Genomic DNA, 23,788 nt, shown 5'->3' with positions numbered 1-23,788 from the left:
TGTTAGGGTTCGTCTTAGCCCGATCGTAACCGACCACGCGTCATCACCAGTTTGCTCTCACTTATCCGCGACGCATTTTGGCTCAAGTGGCAATGGGTAATGGCGATGGCCAGGGCATCGGCGGCATCCGCCTGGGGATTCGCGGGCAATTTCAGCAAGGTTCGCACCATATGCTGAACCTGACTCTTCTCCGCCCCACCGGTGCCGGTGACCGTTTGTTTAACCTGGCGCGCAGCGTATTCAAATACCGGCAAATCGAGGTTCACGGCGGCAACAATCGCTGCACCACGCGCCTGCCCCAGCTTCAACGCGGAGTCCGCATTCTTGGCCATAAAGACCTGCTCGATAGCAAAATAATCGGGCGAGAATTGGGTGATGATTTCGGTAACACCGGCGTAAATCAGTTTGAGGCGTGAGGGCAAATCGGTGACATTGGTGCGGATACAGCCGCTGCCTAAGTAACTCAGCTGGCGGCCGACCTGACGAATCACACCGTAACCGGTGACGCGCGAGCCGGGGTCGATCCCGAGAATTATCGCCATAGCGCGTCTCCAGTTTGTGGCAATACGATCAACGCCATTACAGCGTTTCCGCGACCTCATCAGAAATTTCACCGTTATGGTAAACTTCCTGCACGTCGTCGCAGTCTTCCAGCATATCAATCAGACGCAGCAGTTTCGGTGCGGTTTCCGCATCCATTTCCGCTTTGGTTGATGGGATCATGGCGACTTCAGCGCTGTCCGCTTTCAGTCCACCGGCTTCTAGCGCATCACGCACTGCACCCATCTCTTCCCACGCGGTGAACACATCAATCGCGCCATCGTCGTAGCTCACGATGTCTTCAGCACCCGCTTCCAGCGCCGCTTCCATCAAAGCATCTTCATCCTGTCCCGGCGCAAAGGAGATCACACCCTTCTTGCTGAACAGGTAAGCCACCGAACCATCAGTGCCGAGGTTGCCGCCCGTTTTAGTGAAGGCATGACGCACTTCGCCCACGGTACGGTTACGGTTGTCACTCAGACACTCGATCATCACGGCTGAGCCGCCAGGACCGTAACCTTCATAGATGATGGTTTCCATGTTGGAATCATCTTCGCCGCCCACGCCGCGTGCAATCGCACGGTTCATGGTGTCACGGGTCATGTTGTTGGACAGGGCTTTGTCCATTGCAGCACGCAGACGCGGGTTGGAGTTGGCATCGCCGCCACCCAGTTTTGCGGCGGTCACCAGCTCACGAATGATTTTGGTGAAGATTTTGCCGCGCTTAGCGTCCTGCGCCGCCTTGCGGTGCTTGGTGTTCGCCCACTTACTGTGTCCAGCCATCTTTACTGTTTCTCCGATCTTTTATTTCGCACGAGCTATCTTACTTGCGATCTCGATTCCCGGCAGTGCTCGCAATCCTCACGTACAAAAGTACGCTCCGGTTGCTGCGCGCTGGCGGTAACCGACCTCGCTGCGCCGATAACGCTCGACTGTTCAATATCAGGGCGCAGGGTTGAAACTCTGCGCAGAGTATATGAAATCTAACTGATTCGTCGCCGGAAAAACGCGCGGCGGCGGGCATTCAGGTAAATTCTTCGATTGCCTGGCGGTTACTCCAGGACTTAGTCAGGGCTGCGGCAGCGGCGGGCTCGAGCCAGCGCGCGGCGAGATGCTCAGTGAGCAGCAGGTCGCGCTCTTGCGGAAGTGCCAGCCGGAACCAGTGTTCGCGGTTGTGGCAGGTGCCGGGTGCGTAGCGGTGGCGATAGTGTGGGAAGATTTCAAACTCAATGTGTTTGTGGCAATCATCCAACACCAACTGTTCACCCACAACGTCGATACCCAACTCTTCTGACACCTCACGCTGTGCAGCCTGACGCGGGCTTTCACCCGCTTCGAGGCTGCCAGTCACGGATTGCCAAAAGCTCTCGTCGTCACGTCGCTGCAGCATTAACACCCGGCCAGTATCTCGCGCAAAAATCACCACCAGCACAGAAACCGGATGTTTATAGCCCATTACTTGTTCTCTGACTTTTCTTTCTTCGGTGCCACCAGAATACCGAGATCCAGCAGCGCCGCCGGATTGGCTTCGCTGGGTGCTTCGGTCATCAGGCATGCTGCAGCGGTGGTTTTCGGGAACGCGATAACATCACGGATGTTGTCGGTGCCAGTCAGCAGCATGGTCAGACGATCCAGACCAAATGCCAGGCCCGCGTGCGGTGGTGTACCGTATTTCAATGCGTCCAACAGGAAGCCAAACTTCTCGCGCTGCTCTTCCTCGGTAATACCGAGAATGCTAAACACGGTCTGCTGCATTTTCCCGTTATGGATACGCACTGAACCGCCACCCACTTCGTAACCGTTGATCACCATATCGTAGGCATTAGCCACCGCCTGCGTTGGGTCAACAGCCAACTGTTCTGCCGTCAGTTCTTTTGGTGCGGTGAACGGGTGGTGCATTGCGGCCAGGCCGCCCTCTTCGTCCGCTTCGAACATCGGGAAGTCGATGACCCACAACGGTGCCCAAAGGGTGTCGTCGGTAATTTTCAGGTCGCGACCCACTTTCAGGCGCAGTGCACCCAGCGCATCCGACACCACTTTGGCACGATCGGCACCGAAGAAGATCAGGTCGCCATCTTGTGCGGCGGTGCGGTTCAGAATCGCTTCCACGATTTCCGGCGTCAGGAATTTCGCGACCGGGCTCTGAACCCCGTCAAAACCTTTAGCACGTTCGTTGATCTTCATCCACGCCAGACCTTTGGCGCCGTAGATCTCAACAAATTTGGCGTATTCATCAATCTGCTTACGCGTCAGTGCAGCACCGCCTGGCACACGCAGTGCGGCAACGCGGCCTTTTGCATCGTTAGCCGGGCCAGCAAACACCTGGAATTCCACGCTTTTCAGCAGGTCAGCCACGTCCACCAGCTCCATCGGGTTACGCAGATCAGGCTTATCAGAACCGTAGCGATTCATCGCTTCAGCGAAGGTCATCTGCGGGAAGTCACCGAGATCCACACCTTTAACATCAATCCACAGCTCACGAACCAGACGCTCCATCTTTTCACGTACCTGTTCGGCGCTCATGAAAGAGGTTTCGACGTCAATCTGGGTGAATTCTGGCTGGCGATCAGCACGCAAGTCTTCATCACGGAAGCACTTCACGATCTGATAGTAGCGGTCAAAGCCGGACATCATCAGCAGCTGCTTGAACAGCTGTGGAGACTGCGGCAACGCGTAGAATTTGCCTTTGTGCACACGGCTTGGCACCAGGTAGTCACGCGCACCTTCTGGCGTGGCTTTGGTCAGCATCGGGGTTTCGATATCGAGGAAGCCCTCGTTATCCATAAAGCGACGCACGAAGCTGGTGATTTTCGCACGGGTTTTCAGACGCTGTGCCATTTCCGGACGACGCAGGTCGAGATAGCGATAGGTCAGACGCGCTTCTTCGCTGTTGATCTGGTTGGAGTCCAGTGGCAGCGGTTCAGCACGGTTGATGATGTTCAGCTCATGGGCAAACACTTCGATATCGCCGGTCGCCATATCGCTATTGCGGTTTTTCTCTTCACGTGCACGCACAGTGCCGGTGATCTGGATACAGAATTCGTTACGCAGCTCAGAGGCCAGCTGGAAAGCTTCCTGACGATCGGCGTCGAAGAAGACCTGAGCGATGCCTTCACGGTCGCGCATATCGATAAAAATCAGGCTACCCAGATCGCGACGGCGATTAACCCAACCGCAAAGAGTGACTTGCTGACCCACGTGAGACAGATTGAGCTGTCCGCAATATTCTGTACGCATAACGTATCCTTTTGACTTCGCCGCTGCTGCAAGACAACATCAGGCCGCGTAACCTTCTGAGATGCTGTCGCAAAAAAGGCGGCTATTATAATGGAAAAACCCAGGCAGGATAAGTAGAGCCAGATCAAAGCGGACAAAACATTGTGGATTATCGCGCGGTTTTCCTGCCGACATCAAAACAGGGTACATTACCCGACGCTTTCCCGCCCGCAAAAGGATTCAGGAGCACGCGTTTGACACTTCGCATCGGATTACCGCAATGGCAACATGCTCGCTGGAAACAGTATGGCCTGGAAACGCTGGCCGATTACGCTCAGCTGTTTGACTGTGTCGAGGGCAATACCACATTGTATGCCCTGCCCTCGCCCGAAGTGGTGCTGCGCTGGCGTGATATGACGCATGATGATTTCCGCTTCTGCTTCAAATTTCCGAAAAGCATCAGTCACACCGCCGCATTGCGAAACTGTGATGAACTGCTGAATGAATTCTTCCGTTTGCTCGATCCGTTGAGCCAACGCATTGGGCAGTATTGGCTGCAACTGCCAGCGACCTTTTCACCCGCTCAGCTACAGGATTTGTGGCGATTCCTCGACAGCCTGCCGCGCGGTTTCAGCTATGGCGTTGAAGTTCGTCACGAACAGTTTTTGCCAAGGGCGAAGCGGAGCGTGCGTTCAATCGCGGCTTGCTGGAGCGCGGCGTGAATCGCGCGATCCTCGATAGCCGTCCAGTGCATGCATCCACCTCGCAAACCGCCGCCGCAGTAGATGCGCGAGCCAAAAAGCCGCGCGTGCCGCCACATGCGGTGCGCAGCGGTTCACAGCCGATGGTGCGCTTTATCGGCAGCGACAGCGTGCAAGAAAGCGTGCCGCTGTTTCAGCCGTGGCACAGCAAGCTGGCAGAGTGGCAGGCGGATAGCGATCCAATGCTGTTTATCCATACGCCGGATATGGGCGAGGTGTTTCCGCTGCTGCAGGCGCTGTGGCCTCAACTGCTGCAGCTTGAACCGTCACTGCGTAATCTGCCCGACTGGCCGCAGCAATCCAGTCTGTTCTAAACTCAAAGCGGGTGCAGCCTGCATGAGTTTCTGCCAGAATAGCGCCCTTTCCGATTCCTCTCTCCGGACTTTTCATTATGTCTGACCGCGATACGCTGTTTTCCGCACCCATCGATAAGCTGGGTGACTGGACCTTTGACGAGCGCGTGGCTGAAGTGTTTCCCGATATGATTCAGCGCTCGGTGCCGGGTTATTCCAACATCATTTCGATGATTGGCATGCTGGCAGAACGCTTCGTACAGCCCAATAGCCAGGTTTACGATCTCGGCTGCTCGCTGGGTGCCGCCACGCTTTCCGTTCGTCGCAACATTCACGTGCCGGGCTGCCAGATTATTGCCGTGGATAACTCTCCGGCGATGGTTGAACGTTGCCGTCGTCACATTGATGCGTTCCGCGCCGATACGCCGGTGCAGGTGGTTGAAGCCGATATTCAGGACATCCACATCGAGAATGCTTCAATGGTGGTGCTGAACTTTACGCTGCAATTCCTTGAACCCCCTGCGCGTCTCGAATTGCTGAAAAAGATCGCCAAAGGATTGAATCCTGGCGGTGCATTGGTGCTGTCAGAAAAATTCAGTTTTGAAGATGCTGAAGTCGGTGAACTGCTGTTCAACATGCACCACGATTTCAAGCGCGCCAACGGCTACAGCGAACTGGAGATCAGCCAGAAACGCAGCATGCTGGAAAACGTAATGTTGACTGACAGCGTAGAAGCGCACAAAGCGCGGTTGAAAACCGCCGGATTTGCCCACGCGGAATTGTGGTTCCAGTGCTTTAACTTTGGTTCTTTGGTAGCGTTGAAATGATTGATTTTGGCCGTTTTTATCAGCAAATTGCCACCGGCCCGCTGGCGAGCTGGCTGGAAGTCTTACCCGCACAAGTGGCGGCCTGGCAGCGCGAAAATCTGCACGGGAAATTTCGCGATTGGGAAAAGTCGGTGGATTATCTGCCGCTGCTGACCCCGCAAACGCTGGATTTGGTGCACAGCGTCACTGCCGAAGTGGATGACCTCACCGATCGCCAACGTCTGGGGATTGAGAATCTGCTGCGTAATTTAATGCCGTGGCGCAAAGGCCCCTATTCCCTTTACGGCACCGGGATTGATACTGAATGGCGCTCGGACTGGAAATGGGATCGCGTACTGCCGCACATTTCTCCGTTAACCCATCGTACAGTGCTGGATGTCGGCTGCGGTAGCGGCTATCACATGTGGCGCATGATTGGTGCAGGCGCGAAGCTGGTCGTGGGTATCGATCCGATGCAGCTTTTCCTGTGCCAGTTCGAAGCGGTGCGTAAGCTGCTGGGTGACGATCGTCGCGCACATTTACTGCCGCTCGGCATTGAACAACTGCCCGCATTACAGGCGTTCGACACCGTGTTTTCCATGGGTGTGTTGTACCACCGCCGCTCGCCGCTCGATCATTTGCTGCAGTTGAAAAATCAGCTGGTCAGCGAGGGTGAGCTGGTGCTGGAAACGCTGGTGATTGAAGGCGATGAAAACGCCGTGCTGGTGCCGGGTGAGCGTTATGCCCAAATGCGCAACGTCTACTTTATTCCGTCTGCTGCCGCGTTAAAAGGCTGGCTGGAGAAGTGTGGTTTTGTTGATGTACGCATTGCGGATTACGCCGTGACGTCGGTGGAAGAACAACGCCGCACCAGCTGGATGACCAGCGAATCGCTGGCCGAGTTCCTTGATCCCAACGACAGCAGCAAAACCGTTGAAGGTTATCCCGCGCCGCTGCGCGCCGTGCTCGTGGCACGCAAGCCGTAAAACCTATCGCCGCGACAGCGCCAGCTTCGCGGCAAAACCGATAAACACGCACCCGGTCAAACGATCCATCACTTTCAATACTGCCGGACGACGCAGATGCGCCGCGAAGTACTGGCTGCCACCAATCAGCACCGCATTCCATACTAAGCCAATCAGCATGTGGGTTAACGCCATCAAGGTGCACCACAGCGCCACTGACGCACCGGCGGGAATAAACTGTGGCAGGAAAGTGACATAAAACACCCCGACTTTGGGATTCAGCAGATTGCCGAACAGGCCGCGCGAGAAGCAGGCGAAATAACTCTGCTCTTTACTTTGCACGCTGTGTCCCTCTTCCGCCTGCGTACGGGGATTCAGCAATAGTTTGACGCCAAGATAGAGCAAATAGGCAGCACCCACCCATTTCAGTAAGTTGTACGCCATTTCAGAGGCCAGCAGCAGCGCACCAAGGCCCAATCCCACCGCTACGCCCCATACCAAACAACCCATGGTGACGCCCAACGCGGTGGCCGAGGCGCGCTTCCAGCCTTGTGCGGCGGCGGACCGTAGCACTAACGCGGTATCAAATCCTGGCGTCAGCGTCAGAATAGTAATGGCAAAAAGAAAAGAGAAAATCAGTGTCATGGCCAGCTCCCTGTCAGTTCGCCGCTATCTTAACCTTGTCGTAACATCTTGACGATAGTTACCTTCCGTCAGCAATTGATAATAATTCTCAACTTGCCAGTAATGGTTAAATCTCCGTCATTTATCTGTGTCACTTTATCGGCAACGGCTTTTCTCACATCAAGGAGTTGTCACTATGAGTAAATTCATTTTTTCTTCTCCACGGAAGTATGTTCAGGGTGCTGGCGTATTGGATGAGTTGGGCACCTACGTTGCCGAACTTGGACAACATGCGTTTCTGGTGGCGGATGAGATCGTCTGGAAGCTGATTGGTGAACGCACGCAGAAAACGTTGCAGGCGGCGGGCATTGAATTCAGCCGCGAGCCGTTTAACGGTGAAGCTTCCAGCAATGAAATCAACCGTCTGACGCAATTGGCAAAATCGCGAGGCAGTAACGTGGTAGTGGGCCTTGGCGGCGGCAAAACGCTGGATACGGTCAAAGCCATCGCCGATGAACTTAAGCAGCCGGTGGCGATTGTGCCAACCGTTGCGTCAACCGATGCGCCCTGCAGCGCCTTGTCAGTGATCTACTCAGACACGGGCGTGTTTGAAAGCTACCGCTTCTACAGTAAAAACCCTGATTTGGTGCTGGTGGATACCGCCGTATGCGCCAGCGCGCCGGTGCGTCTGTTTGCCTCAGGCATTGCAGATGGCTTAGCGACATGGGTTGAAGCGCAGGCCGTATTGCGCTCTCACGCGAAATCCATGGTGAATGGCGATCCCACCATCGCCGGTACAGCCATCGCGCGTGCCTGCGAAGAAACACTGCTGACGTGGGGTTACAGCGCTTACACCGCAGTCAGTGAAAAGCGTGTGACGCCGGCGGTAGAAGCGGTAGTTGAAGCGAATACGCTGCTCTCAGGCCTGGGCTTCGAGAATGCCGGTCTGGCGGGCGCGCATGCCATTCATAACGGCTTCACTGCCATCGATGGCGAAATTCATCATCTGACGCACGGTGAGAAAGTGGCGTATGGCACCCTGACGCAGATGGTGCTGGAGCAGCGTCCGGACGAAGAGATCGCACGTTACATTCGCTTCTATCGTTCGATTAACATGCCGACCACGCTGAAAGAGCTGCATCTGGAGAACGAATCCTGGGAGAATCTGGTGCGCGTTGGTGCACTGGCAAACAGCGAGGGCGATACGCTGAAGAACCTCAACCCGAATCTGTCACCGGAAGATATTGCCAATGCGATTGTGGCGGTGGATGCGTTCAGTAAAACCGTGAAGTAATATCGTCAGACAGCGCACCACGGTGCGCTCCTCGATAAATCGTTATTCCCCATCATCCGCCATGCCCGGGGGCCGATCCCAATACTGATATTTGTAAGCCGAGCTCAGGTGACGCTCAATGGTGCCTTTGGCGAACACTTCAGTTTCATGCAAATAGCTCAGCGTGCAGTTACCCACTTCATCCCACAACTGACACTCATCAATTGAACTCAGCGTACTCACCGGTGTGGTGGCGAAGCCATTGAGGCGCAATTCACGCCATTGTGCATCGTAGCTGTAGTTATCCTTACTGCGGGCATTAGACGATGAAATCACCAGCCCCTGAGGATTCCAGCGCCAGGTATTTTCACCATTGGTTAACACATCACTGCCGCGTGCCACGCTCTTTTCCAGCCGGAAACGTTTATCGTAGCGGTACGTGGTATCAGTAAAACCGTCCTTGCCCATGCTGGTGAATTTATCGGAAGAGCTGATGATGTTGCCGTGCTGGCCTATTTGCCAGCTAATGGTGCCCTGGCGATTATCCACCACTTGCTCGTTGCCGGCTTTCACCACCTTCACCAGATAGGCATATTCCGCCACCCAACCGCGCTGGACGCGAGCGATGTGCTGCTCCATGGTCAGCACCACGTTACCTTCGTTTTGTCGTAAGTGATATCGGCCACCATCAGACCGCCGCACTGATCAAATTGCTCCAGCACACGTTTTTGCGAATCGACATCTTTACCGAATTCCCCCGCCACTACCTGACGCACCGCGCCTTTGGCATCCCCACCCAGCATGATCCAGTTGTTGCTGCTGGTGATGTTTTTGCTCATGGGCGGGCAGGCCGTTGTCGCCGCGAGGGCAACATTTGCGAAGGGGAATAGCAGCACTAAAACAGCACAAGAGTAGGATTTCATGAATGTTATCCGCGCTAAGCCATAAACTAATCAAAGCATCTTTTTTAACAATGCGCTATTAACGGCTGATCTACGGACAAAAAGAACCCCAGCAAATTCGCTGGGGTTTGGTACTTGCAAACATCACGTCAACGTTTTGGCGTGCTGCGCGGCAAAACTGGTGTGCGTTCAGGCAACGCGGACGGCGGTCATTTCCATCATACTTTTCATGGCTTCGACCACATCGCCATCAACGCAGGTGCGGCTGAATTCGTCGGTTTCCGCTTCGGAGCACATGGAGACACCGGCTTTACGGTAGCGCATCGGCGAAGCGACTAAACGGCTGGCGGAGCTGTGCACTTCCTGCAGACCACTGTCGATAAACTTCTGCAAATTGCTTAAACGCACGCCAGCGCCGGCCATAATAATTGGACCCGTGCTCACATCATTTAGTTCCCGCAATAATGCAATTCCGGTTTCAGCACTTTGCTGCTGGCCGGACGTCAAAATGCGCGCGATGCCCAAATCCGCCAGCGCTTCCAGCGAACGCTTGGGGCTATGGCACAAATCAAAGGCGCGGTGAAAGGTGACCGCCATGCCATCGCATAACGCCATAATCTGCCGCATGCGCGTGATATCGACGTGGGCATCTTCATCCAGCATCCCGATGACCACGCCGGGGAAGCCCAGCTCACGCATCAGCGCAACATCGGATTTCATCACTTCAAATTCCTGGGCGGTGTAACAAAAATCGCCGCCGCGTGGACGAACAATCGGGTGCACCGGAATCGATAATTCACGTTGTGCGGCTTCCAGCACGCCAGCCGACGGCGTCAGCCCGCCTTCACGCGGAGCACTGCACAGTTCCACGCGATCGGCACCGGACTGCTGTGCAGTTATCGCACAGTCGATGCCGTAGCAACAAATTTCCAGTTTCGTCATACCTTGCTCCTTTTCATGACTTCTGGCTCGGGAGAGTGGCTTAAGTTAGTCTGCTTAGTTGGACAGTTTACGTGGAAAGCTCACTATGGCATTCGATTTTGATCAATGGATAGACCGTCGTCACAGCGATAGTTTGAAATGGCACAAATATGGCGATCGCGATGTGCTGCCTTTATGGGTGGCAGACACCGATTTTCGCTCGCCGGAGTGCATTGTTGAGGCCATTAAAAAACGCGCCGATCACGGAGTGTTTGGCTATGGTGCAACGCCCAGCGGATTGATTGATATCACTGTTTCTCGCTTAGCGCAGCGCTACAACTGGGCTATTCAGCCGGACTGTATTGTCATGCTGCCCGGCGTGGTCAGTGGCCTTAACCTTTCGGTCCGGGCTTTTACCGAGTCCGGACAGCGCACGGTGGCGCCTACTCCTATTTATCCGCCGTTTCGTGCCGCTGCAAAGCTGGTCGAGCGTGAACAAACCCATCTGCCACTGCGTCTGCAGGATGATCGTTGGGTCATTGACCTTGATGCTGACCTGATGCAGGGCAACGAAAGATTACTGATGCTGTGTAACCCGCAAAATCCCGGCGGCACCGTGTACCGTCGCGCGGAGCTGGAAGCCCAGCTGGCATTTGCTCAGCAACACGATCTGATTGTCTGCTCGGATGAAATCCACTGTGATTTGATTTTGTCACCCGACGCGCACCACATCCCGTTCGCCGCATTGAGTGAAGATGCCGCACAGCGCAGCATCACGCTCATTTCACCGTCGAAAACGTTCAATATCGCTGGACTGGGCGCGTCGATGGCCATTATTCCCAACCCGGAATTGCGCAGACGTTTTAAGCAGGTGCGCGAAGGGATCGTACCGGGTGTGGATATTCTGGCGTTTGTGGCCGCAGAAGCGGCATGGCGCGAAGGCGACGAATGGCTGGCGGCTCAGCTCGGCTATCTGCGAGCCAATCGCGACTGGCTGGTGACGCAGGTCAATGCGCTACCTGAGTTGCAGATAAATACGCCGGAAGCCACCTACCTCGGCTGGATTGATGCCAGCCAGTTGGATGTCGCCAGTCCGGCGCTGTACTTCGAAAAGCACGGCCTGGGTTTCTCACCCGGCCGCGATTTTGGCGATGACAACTTTGTGCGCTTTAACTTCGGCTGCACGCGCGCCACGCTGGAACAGGCGGTGACGCGATTACAGCAGGCGGTAATAGCTCGTCGCTAATCCTGCTCGCTGGCGACGATCTCTTCCAGCCGCCACGGATGAAACTTGATAGTCGTTTGCCCATCCGTCACCGCCAGTGTCGGATTGGGCAGGCGTTCATTCTCGCCTTTGGGCGCGCTGGTTTTAAATGAAATGCCAGGTTGCGTCAGCGCATCATCTGACAGCAATGCCATCGCGCGCATTCCCAATGTTTCCGGTTCCCCGCGCAGCACAATCTCAACATGCTCCCAGCCTTCATGGCGATACAATTTCTCGCCCGGCCAGGGCAGTTCAATCACCTCAATGTGCCAGCCGGCCAGCACTAACGGCTGATGCAGTTTGAACAAACAGATCGGGCGGCCATTGATGGTCGCTTCCGAAAACTGGCTTCCGATTTGCAGTAAACCGGCTTTCCAGCGCTCAGCTGTCACAAACTGGTGACAGCGAACGGCCACGTGATCGGCTTCATGTTCAGACAAGCGCAGCCCTAATCGTTCAGCAAATTGCTGTAATGCCTGCTCAAAACGAGCCAGGTCTTGTTCTAAATCACTCAGTTCTGAAGGAAAATCCATCCCTTTACTCCTAAAACGTCAATATCAGTTCAGTTATTTTAATCAATTTAAAAACCGCAGCGCCGTCGAATCCGCTTGACAATATCGTCGGATTCCTCCGATTTCATCATGGAAAATGCCTGAAACCGCATAAATAGCCCATCTCTTTAGGATTAATCGCGTAAACAGGTCCAGAAGTTACTTTATGAAAGTGGGTTAAACCACTGTTATTGTTAACGATAATTAATACAATGAGATAAATCTTATTTCAGTTGCAAACAATTGCAGCTTGATACCCTTTCTTATAAATTTGTATTTCACAACTACAAGGAATGGCTATATGTCTATGCTCATTGTTGTCGCGGTCCTGATTGCATTGATGGGATTTGCAATTTCCCGCCACTGGAAGGTGCGTGAAGACAAAAGCGTCAAAAATCCTCGTCGTCACCCGCGCCGCCGTTAATCGGCGCGCGGGCTGATGCCTCCCGCTATTGCGCTGCGAAAAGCTGACGCACCTTAACATTTCACGTATACTTCCCCTCTTATTTTTCCGTCCCGCCGCGCAGTTGCGGGATGAAGACATCGGCTCGCCGCCAGTGGCGGGCCTTTTCAGCATATGAAGGTAACGCGGTGAATATTCAGGCTCTTCTTTCCGATAAAGTCGGTCAGGCAATGGTAGCGGCGGGCGCGCCAGCGGATTGCGAACCTCAGGTTCGTCAGTCGGCCAAGGTGCAGTTCGGCGATTACCAGGCGAACGGTATCATGGCTGTAGCGAAAAAGCTTGGTCAGGCACCGCGCCAGCTGGCTGAGCAAGTGATCCAGCATCTTGATCTCGACGGCATCGCCAGCAAAGTAGAAATCGCCGGTCCCGGCTTCATCAATATCTTTCTCGATCGCCACTGGCTGGCGGCGCAAACCGCTCAGGCACTGCAGCTGCCACGTTTAGGCGTGAGCAGTCTCGCCCCACAAACTATTGTCATCGATTACTCCGCGCCGAACGTCGCGAAGCAGATGCATGTGGGTCACGTGCGTTCCACCATTATCGGTGATGCCGCTGTGCGCACGCTAGAGTTCCTGGGTCACAAGGTAATCCGCGCCAACCACGTCGGTGATTGGGGTACGCAGTTCGGTATGCTGATTGCCTATCTGGAAAAGCAGCAGAACGAGCATCACGAAGATATCGCGCTGGCCGATCTGGAAGAGTTCTACCGCGCAGCCAAAGTCAATTATGACGCCGACGAAGCCTTTGCCGAGCGCGCGCGTGGATACGTGGTGAAGCTGCAAGGCGGCGATGAATACTGCCGTGCTATGTGGAAAAAGCTGGTTGATATCACCATGAGCCAGAATCAGGAAGTGTATGACCGCCTGAACGTGACGCTGAGCCGCAAAGATGTGATGGGTGAAAGCTTGTACAACGACATGCTGCCAGGCATCGTCAGCGATCTGCGTGAAAAAGGCCTCGCGGTGACCAGCGAAGGCGCGACCGTGGTGTTCCTTGATGAGTTTAAAAACAAGGAAGGCGAAGCGATGGGCGTGATCATCCAGAAGAAGGATGGCGGCTATCTCTACACCACCACGGATATTGCCTGCGCCAAATATCGCTATGAAACGCTGCATGCTGACCGTGTGCTTTATTACATCGATTCGCGCCAGCATCAGCATTTGCAACAGGCGTGGACCATCGTGCGCAAAGCGGGCTATGTGCCGGAATCTGTGCCTTTAGAGCATCACGCCTTTGGCATGATGTTAGGCAAAGATGGCCGCCCGTTCAAAACCCGCAGCGGCGGCACCATTAAACTGGCTGACCTGCTGGATGAAGCCGTTGAGCGTGCACATGCGTTGGTCAGTGAGAAGAACCCAGAGATGTCAGCGCAGGAACTGAAAGATCTGGCGGAAGTGGTCGGTATCGGCGCCGTGAAATACGCTGACCTGTCAAAAAGCCGCACCACCGATTACATCTTCGACTGGGATAACATGCTGGCGTTTGAAGGCAACACCGCGCCTTACATGCAGTATGCCTACACGCGCGTGTTGTCCGTATTCCGTAAAGCCGGTATTGATGCTGAGAGCCTGAGCGGTGACATCGTGCTGACAGAAGAACGTGAAGCACAGTTAGCCACTCGTCTGCTGCAGTTTGAGGAAGTGATCACGCAGGTTGCGCGTGATGGTACGCCGCATGTGATGTGTGCTTACCTGTACGATCTGGCAGGCCTGTTCTCTGGCTTCTACGAACACTGCCCAATCCTCTCCGCTGAGGACGCTCAGGTGCGCAACAGCCGCCTGCAGCTGGCGGCGCTCACCGCCAAGACCTTGAAGCAAGGCCTTGATACGCTGGGCATTAAAACCGTCGAACGTATGTAAATAACAAAAAACCCGCTGCGGCGGGTTTTTTATTGGCTCTTTATTGATAATTCACCGTGACCTGGCTGCTCACCACCCGCAATCCCGGCGGTAACGCGCCCTGCCCTTGAAAACCAAATGCCAGATGCAACGTCTCATCCGCCGCAATCGTCGCCAGACTGCGGGTTGAACCGCTGCCCCCTTCAATCTCCACGCAACGCTGACCCGCACACAAGCGCACAATTAATCCCGATGGCGCGGGCCGGCTCAGCTGATAACGCCAGTTCACCACGGTAATCGTCCCCGACGCGGATGACGGTGCTTGCAACGCCGGCGTCATCCGCCAGTTGCCGCGCACGCTGAGCGTCGGCCCACTGACGCTGTCGCTCCAGGCACCGGTAGCGGCATCCACGATTAACGGCAGCGCCATCATTGGTAACATCATCAATGCCCAGCACCAGCGACGACGCATCTGTTATTTGCCTCCGATAGTGGCGGTCATACGAATCTGACGGTTTTCGGTCAGTTCCATATTTGATAACACCACCAGCTGCGGCAGATTGCGACGCAGGAAGCGAGCCAGCAGCGCACGCAGCGGATGGTTAACCAGCAGCACCGGCGGTGCACCGGTCATCTCTTGCTGTTGCAGCGCACCCTGCGCCTGCACCAGCAGACGGTCCGCCAGACCAGGCTCCAGACCGCCTCCGCCCTGAAGCGCTTGCAGCAGCAGACGCTCCAGCGTGGCATCCAGTCCGATCACCTGCACCTCGCCTTGACCTGGGAACCACTGTTGGGTAATCGCTCGACCCAGCGCCACACGCACCACGCTGGTCAGTTCTTGTGGATCGGTTTGCACCGGCGCATGTTCCGCCAGGGTTTCAATGATGGTGCGCATATCGCGAATCGACACACGTTCAATCAACAGATTTTGCAGCACCTTGTGCAGCGTGGTCAGGGTAATCACGCCCGGCACCAAATCTTCGGTGAGTTTCGGCATTTCCTGCGTCACACGATCTAACAACTGCTGTGCTTCCTGACGACCAAACAGTTCGCTGGCGTACTGACCAATCAAATGATTAAGGTGCGTGGCAACCACGGTACTGGCTTCCACGACGGTGAAGCCCTGAATCTGCGCCTGCTCTTTCAGCGCGCTATCGATCCAGATGGCAGCCAGGCCAAAAGCAGGGTCCACGGTCGGCTCGCCCGGTAACGAACCAGCGGCGGTGCCTGGGTTGATCGCCATCCAGCGGCCTGGATAAGCATCCCCGCTGCCAATTTCCACTCCTTTCATCAGAATGCGATAGCGTGCGGGCGGCAGCTCCATGTTGTCGCGGATGTGCACCACCGGCGGCAGGAAGCCGACTTCCTGTGCCACCTTTTACGAATACTGCGGATACGCCCGAGCAGTTCACCGTTTTGCAGGTGATCGACCATCGGAATCAGGCGATAACCGACTTCAAGACCCAGTGAATCTTCCAGCTGCACGTCGGTCCATGAAGCTTCGACCGTGGCGGGTGTCTCCTGAGTTTTGACCAGGCTCGACGATTCAGGCGCGGTTTTAGGTTTCATTTCACGACCACGCAACCACCAGGCAAGACCCAGCAGTGCCGCAGTGAACAGCAGGAAGACAAAGTTAGGCATGCCGGGCACCAAACCCAGCAGGCCAATAACCCCGCCGCTCAGCATCAGCACGCGCGGATTACTGAACAGCTGGCTAACCATCTGGTCGCCGACGTCCTGGTCGGTGCTGACGCGCGTCACAATCACACCCGCTGCGGTGGAGATCACCAGCGCCGGGATCTGTGCCACCAAGCCGTCACCGATGGTCAACAGCGTATAGGTTTCGCCCGCGTGACCGAGATCCATGCCGTGCTGCACGACACCGACTAACAGGCCGCCGATCACGTTGATCACCATGATCATGATTCCGGCGATGGCATCACCGCGAACGAACTTACTCGCACCGTCCATTGAGCCGTAGAAGTCGGCTTCCTGAGTCACTTCAGAGCGACGACGTTTGGCTTCCTCTTCACCAATCAAGCCGGCATTGAGGTCAGCATCAATCGCCATCTGTTTGCCGGGCATCCCATCTAGCACAAACGCGCGCCCACTTCGGCGATACGTCCGGCACCTTTGGTGATAACCATAAAGTTGATGATGACGAGAATGATGAACACCACAATACCGATAGCAAAATTACCGCCTACGAGGAAGTGGCCAAAGGCTTCAACCACGCGTCCGGCGGCATCCGCACCGGTGTGGCCATCCAGCAAGATGATTCGGGTTGAAGCGACGTTCAGCGCCAAACGCAGCAAGGTTGAGAACAGCAGAATGGTGGGGAACGCGGCGAATTCCAGCGTGCGCTGAGTAAACATCGCCACCAGCAGCACCATGATCGACAGCGCAATGTTAAAGGTGAACAGCAGGTCGAGTATGAACGCGGGTAACGGCAGCACCATCATCGACAGGATCAACATGATCAGTATCGGTCCAGCCAGCACCTTCCACTGCGTGTCTCTAAAGTTGCCCGGTAAACGCAGCTTTTCGGCCAGATTAGCCATCGTTTTTGTTCTCTCCTGCAAAGTCCATGTCCGCCGGAACCGGCAGCTGTTTTGGTTTGGTTGGGATCAGGCCGCCTTCACGCTTCCAGCGTCGCAGTTGCCATACCCAGGCCAGCACTTCCGCCACCGCCGCATACAGCGCGCCGGGGATGAACTGACCAATTTCCGTGTGTCGATACAACGCACGCGCCAGCGGCGGTGCTTCTAAAATCGGTATGCGATGCTCTTTCGCCAGTTCACGTATTTTCAACGCGATATCCCCGGCGCCTTTGGCCACCACTTTCGGCGCGCTCATCTTGCCTTCCTGGTACTGCAGCGCCACCGAGTAGTGCGTCGGGTTGGTGACGATCACGTCGGCTTTAGGCACGTCGGCCATCATGCGCCGACGGGCTGCAGCACGCATCGCCTGACGAATACGCCCTTTGACGTGCGGGTCGCCTTCGTTTTGTTTATGCTCGTCACGGATTTCCTGACGCGTCATTTTCAGCTTTTTGAAGTGGCTGTGGAGCTGCCAGAACACATCGAAACCCACCATCGGCACCAGACCGAGCATGATCAGCGCACAGCTCACCGCCATCATTTGCAGACCGTGGTGCAACGCTTTGACCGGTGACTCGCTGATCAGCCGCAGCATCTCCTGCCAGTGCGACCAGATGTACCAACCGGCCACCAACCCCACCAGCACTGCCTTTAAAATGGCTTTCAGCAGTTCCGCCCAGGTTTGGGAGGACACCATGCGCTTTAAGCCTGTCAAGGGATTAAGTTTATTGATATCCAGCTTGATGGATTTGCCGCTGAAATTGATGCCGCCGAGCAGCATCGGCGCGGCAATCGCCACAATCACTAATCCGCCCATCAGCGGCAGTAGCGCCATCACCGCTTGTCCAATCAGGTTACTGATGTGAGCGATGATCATTTTATCGTCCGTCACCATTGCATGATCAAAACGAAAACCGGTTGCCAGCATGCTAGCGAGGCGTTCTGCGAAGATTTCGCCGCCCATCCACAGGATCATTAAACCCGCCAACAGCATCAGCACCGATGTCAGCTCGCGCGATCGCGGAATCTGCCCCTCTTCTCGCGCCTTTTCTAGTCGGTGCGCCGTGGGCGATTCTGTTTTGTCCTCGTCGCTCTCTTCAGCCACGATATACCTCAGCTGGCAGGAATTCTGAGCATAGGATGCCAAAACCCGCCAAGGCTAAAGCGTGGATTAAGAGGGGAAAATGCGAGTTTATTTAGCCATAAGTGAAATCAACACCGCATTGAATAATACCCGGCAAGAAATAACGGTGGCCCATTACTGCGCAACCAAGTCGGAATTGACCTCAGAATGGCGAAAACCGCGACTTAAGCCCTGGATACGCCTACTGCAAAAAGAGATAAAAAAAGGCGTCCTCCCTCATGTCGAAACAACATGGGGCCGGACGCCTTTATCCAAAGCACTCGTTTCACCGCTGTTGGCGAAATAAATGCGCGATGTATGTATTTTACTGCAAAGCCTGTGCCATAAAATTTTGTCGCAGAACCCACATGATTGGCCAACAGAAGCATGAAATAGAGCGAATTTGCACTGCGTTGACGCACAATACGCACAGGCTTTGTGCAATCACCACTTGTCGGCTAAGTCCTTTGGGTAGCCGACAGCGGAACCTTCCAGAACCGGTAACGCTCTCATCGCTCACTCCCGCTGAAAGAACGGTCAGATAGCGCACGGTGTTAAGCAAAAGCCGTGCCGGACTGAGCTTTAATCGGGCGGGAAGAGGCACGGAAATTCCGAAAGTCAGAAAATTGTTTAGTGGCGCAATCTTTTTTTAACTGGAAAAAACGGTTAGCATATCTTATGTTTTTTACTTTACCCTACAACAGGCCAGTGGCGTTTTCGCTCAGATATATCCCTCATGCTGGCAAATAAGTAAATTCAGCTTATCTATCACTGATTGCACGCGTTTTTTATCACCACCCTATGAGCTATTTTCGCCCGGTAGCACGGGTTTTCTCGCTATGCAATGGATTGAATTCTCAAAAGTCTTAGGTAGACTGAGCACAGCACTATCTTTCTGTAATCTGACTGTTTTTAGATGGCTTTCTTGCTGCATACTCTGCCCGCCTTAACCGCGTGTGCCACACATTAATCTGCAGCTAATCTGATGAAATTTGAGGTTCATGGTGAATAAGAGTCTGTTGCTTACTCTGCTGGCGGTCTTGACGTTGGCGGGTTGTAAAGCGCCACCACCGCCGTTAACTGACGACACGTTAGTCACCAGTGAAGTGAATGGCGTCAAACTGGTTCACCGTAATGCGGTGGCAGCACCAGGCGAATTCACGCCGGTCAATGAAAGTTATCGCGCACTTTATGCAGCGTCAGTGATGACCTCGCCAGATTACGGCGGCAAAATTGTGCGCTATCTCGATAATGCAAAACCTTTTGAAGTGCTGGGCCGTGTCGAGCACAGCTGGTTAGCGGTTGCCGATGAACCTAATGGGCAGCTGATTGGCTATATCCCACCGAAAGCCGGGGTAGAAAGCAGCCGTTATGACGCCACCTTGCGTAGCGATCGTCCACGTCCCCGCCGCACTAAACAGGTCTGCGTGGCCGTTGGGGGCGCCAGCAAGGCATGTCGCACCAACGATACCGCGACCTGGATCTTAGACTGATAATGCAATACGGCGCAGATTGTCCACAGCAAGGTCGCACTCTGTGGACTGCGAATAGCGCCATTGCCAGGAAAAACGATATTTAATGACCCAGGATTCTGTTGCACGCGATGGCATTGTCGCGGGCAACGATAACCTTTTGCTTAATGCCGCAGCACCGATCCTGAATGCCGTTGTCCGTATACGGCAGGCCGCCACACATGACGATCCCGCCGGTTTACGCCAGTTATTGATTGATGAAATCCGCCACTTTGAACAACGCTGTAAACAAGCCGGCTTGCCGTTTGAGATGATCATTGGCGCCCGCTACTGTTTATGCAGCGTACTGGATGAAGCCGCGGCTCAAACGCCGTGGGGCACGCGTGGCGTGTGGTCCGGCAATGGCATGCTGGTAACGTTCCATAACGAGAGTTGGGGCGGAGAAAAGGTTTTCCAGCTGCTGTCACGCGTCTCGCAAAGCCCGCAACAACATCTCTGGCTGTTAGAACTGATCCATTATTGTCTGCTGCTGGGCTTTGAAGGCCGCTATCGCGGCAGTGATGCGGGTCGGGCGCAGTGTGAAGGTATTCGTCAGCGCCTGGCGCAGTTAATCCAGGAAACGCGTCCTTCCACTGCGAATCCTGCCGCACCGCTGGTTGAAGTGCATCCGCTGGTCAGCACTCTGACACGCCCCATGGTGCCGTTGTGGGCCTGCATCATGCTGGCCACGCTGATTGCCTGTTTAATCTATAGCGGCCTGAACTGGCGACTCGGCAATGCGGCAGAACCGCTGCTGCGCGCCATCTATCAAACCCCGCTGCCACAAATCATGCCGGGACGTCGCCCGACTTCACCGCAGGCGCTGCTTGATTTGCACCAGCGCTTAAACGATGTGATCGCCGCCGGTCAGCTAGAGGTGAGCGATGGCGCATTCGGCAGCAAAGTGATCATTCCAGCGGATAAGTTGTTCTCTTCTGATGGCACCGTGGTCAATCAGGTGGGCCGTGCGCTGCTGGCTCACGTCGCCAGCGCCATGAAGACCGTTAAGGGCACGGTTTTGGTGTCGGTGTATACCGATAACAGTCCAGTCGATGGCCGTTTTGCCTCCAGTTATGAATTCTCATTTGCTCGCGCCCGGGCGGTCACGCAGTTGCTTAACCCTCAGCTGGCGGAAGGCCACAGCGTTAAAGCGGAAGGCCGTGGCGACAGTAATCCTCTGCTGCCGAATGACAGCAATGAGAATCGCGCACGCAATCGCCGTGTGGAGATCACGCTGTTTGCCGCACCGGAAACCCTTGGCAATCATCCGGGAGGTGAGTGATGCGCGCATCGCTGCAACATCTGTTAACCCATCGCCTGCTGTGGAGCCTGATTGGCATCACCGCGTTAAGTTGCGTGCTGTGGATGCTGGGTCCCTTGTGGAGCTGGGGTGATACTCGTCCGCTTGAACCGGTACTCCCGCGCCAACTGGTGGTGGGCTTGCTGTTCCTTTGCTGGATTCTGTTTCAGTTTATCCCCGCCATTTGGCGTGGCTGGTTCAACAGTAAGCTGCTGAACCGTTTACAAGAAATGAGCAGCGAAGAACTGTCGGACCGTCAGGCTACGGATACATTGCTGGCGCAACGTTTCAGTGAAGCTGCGCTGCGCCTGAAGCGCACGCAGTTTGGCCGCCGTCATCAGCAGAGCTGGCTGGCCCGTTTTCAGAGCCACTATCTCTATCAATTACCGTGGTACGTGATTATCGGTGCGCCGGGCGCCGGAAAAACCACCGCCTTGCTCAATGCCGGACTTGAGTTCCCCCTGACCGATAGCCTCGGCAAGGCGGCGATTCGTGGCGTTGGCGGGACTCGCCACTGTGACTGGTGGTTCACCGACAGCGCGGTGATGATCGACACGGCGGGCCGCTATGCTTTGCAGGAAAGCCAGCGCGCACGTGACGGCGCAGAGTGGCAGAGTTTTATTAACCTGCTGAAACGCTATCGCACGCGTCAACCGATCAACGGCGTGATCATGACCATTAGCGTGGCCGACCTGTTGACCGATTCTGCCGAAGCGCGCCACGCTCAGGCCAGCGCACTGCGCAGCCGCATGCAGGAGTTACATCAACAGACCGGCATTCACTTCCCGGTGTATGTGATGGTCACTAAAACCGATCTGCTGAAAGGTTTTATGAGCTTCAATGCCGGCCTGAGTAAGCCACAGCGCGACACCATTTGGGGCTTTACTTTCCCATGGGAACCGGGCAAACCGCATAAAGATGACTGGCATAACAGCTTTAGTCAGCAATATCAGCATCTGGAACAGCGTCTGCAGCAGCAGCTGGCAGGCGTGATGGCCAACGAACGCGATCTGACCCAGCGCGCCGACTGTTTCCTGTTCCCGCAAGAGTTCAGTTCACTGCGTCCGCTGCTGAATGAGTACCTGGATGTGGTGTTCTCGCGTCACGAGGATGAAATTGCCTGGTCTGCGCGCGGCCTGTTCTTTACCAGTGGCACGCAGGAAGGCTTACCGTTTGACCGCATCATGGGCGAACTCAATCGCAAACTGCAGTTGCCGCATACCGGTGAAAGCAGTTTTTCGACCTGGGACAGCGTGACCCGTAACAACCCTATCCCGGGTAACAAAGGTCAAAGCTTCTTTATCCGCGATCTGCTCAGCGATTTAGTATTCCGCGAAAGCGGCCTGGCGGGAAGCAATCGCCATTGGGAATATCGCAACCGGTTGTTCCACTGGATCGGCTACGGCGCCCTGACCGGCGCGCTGTTGTTGCTCTCGGGATTATGGCTGGCGAGTTATTTCCAGAACCAACATTATCTCGATCAGGTCACCGCGCGTATGGGGTCTATTACCACGCAAAGCCAGCAGGTGATCCATCAGCCAGCCGATAATATCTTGGATCTGCTACCCTTCTTAAATAACCTGGTGAAACTGCCAATGTCGGAGCGCTTTTCCCTCGACAATCCGCCGCTTACCATGCGCGTGGGGTTATATCGCGGTAACCAGGTAAGCGATGCGGCATGGGTGCTTTATCAAAATGCGCTTAAGTCTTTGCTGCTGCCGCGCGTGGCGCAGCAAATCACTAATTTGCTGCGTAACGATCCTGGTAACGACAATGAATACAGCCGCAATGCGCTGCGTGCCTATCAGATGCTGTATCAACCGCGTAATTATGACGGCGAGTTTCTGCGTGGCTGGCTGATGCAAAATCTACAGCGCAATCTGCCAGATGATGTCAGCGCACGCGATTTGCAGCAGCTTGACTGGCATCTCAGCCAGCTGTTGGATCAGCAGATTCAGTCTTCGCCTTATGCGCGCGATAACGCTCTGATGATGCGCAAGCTTGCGGAGAATCTGAAAAATGCTGGTGAGAATGGCAATACGCTGGCGATTGCGCCACTCGCGCGATCGCAGCAATTGACCGGACACAGTGAGTAATGGTGAGGTAACGATGGCGACGCATACCGCGCCGGGTTGGTACGGCAAATTGCCGGCCACCGGTGATTTTCTGCGCCAGCGCCTGAGTGAGAGTACCGTGACGCCCTGGAGCCATTGGTTTCAGCAGGGGCTGATGCAATGGCATCAGCAATCCGGTGCCAGCACTCAGCTTTTTCTGCGCGCGCCGGTCTGGAATTTTGTTCTGCCGCTGTCGCCGCTGCGCCAGCAGGTGCAGATGGGCTGTTTGCTGCCCTCATGCGATCGCGTGGGACGCAATTGGCCACTACTGGCATTGCGCAGTTTTCCCCTCAGTCACTGGCACAGCGCGCAGTTAGCGATGTCGGGTGACTGGTATCAGGACCTGGGTTCGCTGTTGTTGCGTGGGGTTCGCGAGCGGCTCAATCCTGATGCACTGGAGCAGCAGATGCAACGCGTTGCTCCGCTGATGGTGCCGGATAAACAGCGCAGCGACATTATGGATGTGATTGGTTTTGACGATCTTCCCTGCACGCTGAGCTGGCGTGAGGTGGCGGATAAATTTGATCCACAGCAGCACATTAGCTACTGGTGGAGTAATCGCAGTGACGGTTTTGCCCACGCCACCCATAAACACAGTGGGCCGCTCACCGCGCAACTTTTTGCGTTACTGTTTAACCCGGCGGCAGGTGCACAGCCGGGACGCAACGGCCTCTATCCACCCATGTTTGAATGAGCCGCAGCGTTTTCCTTGTTAACAGGATG

Annotated in this window: 19 protein-coding genes and 3 pseudogenes; 11 read left to right on the top strand and 11 right to left on the bottom strand. The window is 55.1% G+C overall.

Features of this window, described 5'->3' with window-relative positions:
- Nucleotides 1–14: 14 nt before the first annotated feature.
- The 4 genes from ruvC to aspS form a co-directional block, all read right to left on the bottom strand.
- The gene (ruvC, locus tag HA45_RS25475) at nt 15–542 is read right to left on the bottom strand and encodes a crossover junction endodeoxyribonuclease RuvC (protein ID WP_100700744.1); all 528 of its coding nucleotides are present in this window, start codon (nt 540–542) and stop codon (nt 15–17) included.
- A gap of 37 nt (nt 543–579) precedes the next feature.
- Complete coding sequence (locus HA45_RS25470) at nt 580–1,323, bottom strand: YebC/PmpR family DNA-binding transcriptional regulator (RefSeq protein WP_100700745.1); 744 nt, start codon at nt 1,321–1,323, stop codon at nt 580–582.
- 241 nt (nt 1,324–1,564) lie between these two features.
- Nucleotides 1,565–1,996, bottom strand: coding sequence for a dihydroneopterin triphosphate diphosphatase (nudB, locus tag HA45_RS25465; RefSeq protein ID WP_100700746.1), 432 nt, complete (start codon nt 1,994–1,996; stop codon nt 1,565–1,567).
- Nucleotides 1,996–3,777: an aspartate--tRNA ligase gene (gene aspS / locus HA45_RS25460; protein ID WP_100700747.1), complete on the bottom strand. Its 1,782-nt coding sequence runs from the start codon at nt 3,775–3,777 to the stop codon at nt 1,996–1,998. The genes nudB and aspS overlap by 1 nt, the downstream gene beginning before the upstream one ends.
- Before the next feature lie 233 nt (nt 3,778–4,010).
- Between aspS and HA45_RS25455 the strand changes: the two are divergent.
- From HA45_RS25455 to cmoB, 3 genes and pseudogenes are all read left to right on the top strand, one after another.
- Nucleotides 4,011–4,831, top strand: a pseudogene (locus tag HA45_RS25455) (DUF72 domain-containing protein).
- 77 nt (nt 4,832–4,908) lie between these two features.
- Nucleotides 4,909–5,637, top strand: coding sequence for a carboxy-S-adenosyl-L-methionine synthase CmoA (gene cmoA / locus HA45_RS25450; RefSeq protein ID WP_100700749.1), 729 nt, complete (start codon nt 4,909–4,911; stop codon nt 5,635–5,637).
- Entirely contained in the window at nt 5,634–6,602 is a 969-nt protein-coding gene (gene cmoB / locus HA45_RS25445) for a tRNA 5-methoxyuridine(34)/uridine 5-oxyacetic acid(34) synthase CmoB (RefSeq protein ID WP_100700750.1), read from the top strand. Before cmoA ends, cmoB begins: the two co-directional genes overlap by 4 nt.
- Before the next feature lie 3 nt (nt 6,603–6,605).
- On the opposite strand, the gene HA45_RS25440 is transcribed toward cmoB, so the two are convergent.
- Complete coding sequence (locus tag HA45_RS25440) at nt 6,606–7,226, bottom strand: LysE family translocator (RefSeq protein ID WP_100700751.1); 621 nt, start codon at nt 7,224–7,226, stop codon at nt 6,606–6,608.
- A gap of 175 nt (nt 7,227–7,401) precedes the next feature.
- Between HA45_RS25440 and HA45_RS25435 the strand changes: the two genes are divergently transcribed.
- Nucleotides 7,402–8,499, top strand: a complete 1,098-nt coding sequence (locus HA45_RS25435) for a glycerol dehydrogenase (RefSeq protein WP_100700752.1) — start codon at nt 7,402–7,404, stop codon at nt 8,497–8,499.
- 42 nt (nt 8,500–8,541) lie between these two features.
- Here HA45_RS25435 and HA45_RS25430 read toward each other — a convergent pair.
- Together HA45_RS25430 and cutC are read right to left on the bottom strand one after the other, a co-directional pair.
- Nucleotides 8,542–9,401 (bottom strand): annotated as a pseudogene (locus HA45_RS25430) (hypothetical protein).
- A gap of 168 nt (nt 9,402–9,569) precedes the next feature.
- Nucleotides 9,570–10,322, bottom strand: a complete 753-nt coding sequence (gene cutC / locus HA45_RS25425) for a copper homeostasis protein CutC (protein WP_100700754.1) — start codon at nt 10,320–10,322, stop codon at nt 9,570–9,572.
- Between the two features lie 85 nt (nt 10,323–10,407).
- Between cutC and HA45_RS25420 the strand changes: the two genes are divergently transcribed.
- Complete coding sequence (locus HA45_RS25420; RefSeq protein WP_100700755.1) at nt 10,408–11,547, top strand: MalY/PatB family protein; 1,140 nt, start codon at nt 10,408–10,410, stop codon at nt 11,545–11,547.
- On the opposite strand, the gene HA45_RS25415 is transcribed toward HA45_RS25420, so the two are convergent.
- Complete coding sequence (locus HA45_RS25415) at nt 11,544–12,098, bottom strand: VOC family protein (RefSeq protein ID WP_100700756.1); 555 nt, start codon at nt 12,096–12,098, stop codon at nt 11,544–11,546. The genes HA45_RS25420 and HA45_RS25415 overlap by 4 nt on opposite strands.
- 319 nt (nt 12,099–12,417) lie before the next feature.
- Here HA45_RS25415 and HA45_RS28800 point away from each other — a divergent pair, with 319 nt between their 5' ends.
- Nucleotides 12,418–12,540 (top strand): hypothetical protein, encoded by a 123-nt coding sequence (locus HA45_RS28800; protein WP_007889544.1) that lies wholly within the window; start codon nt 12,418–12,420, stop codon nt 12,538–12,540.
- Between the two features lie 167 nt (nt 12,541–12,707).
- Complete coding sequence (argS, locus tag HA45_RS25410) at nt 12,708–14,438, top strand: arginine--tRNA ligase (protein WP_100700757.1); 1,731 nt, start codon at nt 12,708–12,710, stop codon at nt 14,436–14,438.
- A 40-nt stretch (nt 14,439–14,478) separates the two neighbouring features.
- Here the strand turns inward: argS and flhE are convergent, their stop codons facing one another.
- From flhE to flhB, 3 genes and pseudogenes are all read right to left on the bottom strand, one after another.
- Nucleotides 14,479–14,889, bottom strand: coding sequence for a flagellar protein FlhE (gene flhE, locus HA45_RS25405; protein WP_100700758.1), 411 nt, complete (start codon nt 14,887–14,889; stop codon nt 14,479–14,481).
- A 3-nt stretch (nt 14,890–14,892) separates the two neighbouring features.
- Nucleotides 14,893–16,978: pseudogene (gene flhA, locus HA45_RS25400) on the bottom strand (flagellar biosynthesis protein FlhA).
- On the bottom strand, nt 16,971–18,122 hold the full coding sequence (flhB, locus tag HA45_RS25395) for a flagellar biosynthesis protein FlhB (RefSeq protein ID WP_100700760.1): 1,152 nt from the start codon (nt 18,120–18,122) through the stop codon (nt 16,971–16,973). Before flhB ends, flhA begins: the two are co-directional and overlap by 8 nt.
- Nucleotides 18,123–19,141: 1,019 nt before the next feature.
- Between flhB and HA45_RS25390 the strand changes: the two genes are divergently transcribed.
- From HA45_RS25390 to tagF, 4 genes are all read left to right on the top strand, one after another.
- The gene (locus tag HA45_RS25390; protein WP_205960929.1) at nt 19,142–19,633 is read left to right on the top strand and encodes an SH3 domain-containing protein; all 492 of its coding nucleotides are present in this window, start codon (nt 19,142–19,144) and stop codon (nt 19,631–19,633) included.
- A gap of 85 nt (nt 19,634–19,718) precedes the next feature.
- Entirely contained in the window at nt 19,719–20,933 is a 1,215-nt protein-coding gene (icmH, locus tag HA45_RS25385) for a type IVB secretion system protein IcmH/DotU (RefSeq protein WP_100700761.1), read from the top strand.
- Nucleotides 20,933–23,047 (top strand): type VI secretion system membrane subunit TssM, encoded by a 2,115-nt coding sequence (gene tssM, locus HA45_RS25380; RefSeq protein WP_100700762.1) that lies wholly within the window; start codon nt 20,933–20,935, stop codon nt 23,045–23,047. Before icmH ends, tssM begins: the two co-directional genes overlap by 1 nt.
- Nucleotides 23,048–23,060: 13 nt before the next feature.
- Nucleotides 23,061–23,759, top strand: coding sequence for a type VI secretion system-associated protein TagF (gene tagF, locus HA45_RS25375; RefSeq protein ID WP_100700763.1), 699 nt, complete (start codon nt 23,061–23,063; stop codon nt 23,757–23,759).
- The last annotated feature ends 29 nt before the right edge of the window (nt 23,760–23,788 follow it).

The sequence above is a fragment of the Pantoea rodasii genome, from assembly GCF_002095465.1.
Lineage (GTDB): Bacteria > Pseudomonadota > Gammaproteobacteria > Enterobacterales > Enterobacteriaceae > Pantoea > Pantoea rodasii.
Note: the sequence above shows the minus strand (reverse complement) of the source record. Positions and strands in the feature narration are given on the sequence as shown.